The 678-nt window shown below is 66.1% G+C and carries 1 protein-coding gene and 1 pseudogene; both read right to left on the reverse strand.

What is annotated here, in order from left to right; genetic code table 11:
* Positions 1-177: pseudogene (locus tag P1P70_RS45460) on the reverse strand (trehalose synthase); the annotation flags it as partial.
* Positions 174-678, reverse strand: a 505-nt coding sequence (locus P1P70_RS45465) for a DUF3459 domain-containing protein (protein ID WP_319248460.1), incomplete at its 5' end; no start/stop codon positions are given. The gene P1P70_RS45465 and the pseudogene P1P70_RS45460, both read right to left, overlap by 4 nt.

Here is a 678-nt window from a genome sequence, read left to right on the forward strand (position 1 = left end):
CTGCAGGTAGTCGAGTTTGGCGGTCAGGCCCTTGAGGTCGCCGATGCCGTCGCCGTTGCTGTCCTGGAAGGAGCGGACGAGGACCTCGTAGAAGACGGCACGTTTGAACCAGTCCGGGTCCCGGTCCTTCTGCGGCGTGTCCTCGAAGGTGTCCGGGATGGGTTTGTTCGTGGTCATGGCGTACCTGACCCTCCGATCTGCGACGAGGAGGACGAGCTGTCGGCAGGGAGCTGGACGTGGAGGATGTGCGCGGGTGCCCGCCCGGGCTCCAGGCGTGCGTAGTTCGTCCTTCCCCAGTGGTACGTCTCGCCCGTCAACTCGTCGCGCACCGGCATGATGTCGCCCATGCCCAGGCCGAGTTCCGCCATGTCGAGCGTGATCGTGGCCTCCTGGGCGCGGTGGGGGTCGAGGTTGACGACCAGTACGACCGTGTCGGACCCGGTGCGTTTGCTGTACGCGATCACCGCGTCGTTGTCCGTGTGGTGGAAGCGCAGGTTCCGCAGTCCGTGCAGTGCGGGGTGCCGCCGTCTGATGTGGTTGAGCGTGGTGATGAGGGGGGCGATGGTGCGTCCGTCGCGTTCGGCCGCCTCCCAGTCGCGGGGGCGGAGTTGGTACTTCTCGGAGTCGAGGTATTCCTCGCTGCCGGGTTTGAGGGGGGTGTTCTCGCAGAGTTCGTAG

This window comes from Streptomyces sp. MB09-02B (assembly GCF_033794485.1).
Lineage (GTDB): Bacteria > Actinomycetota > Actinomycetes > Streptomycetales > Streptomycetaceae > Streptomyces.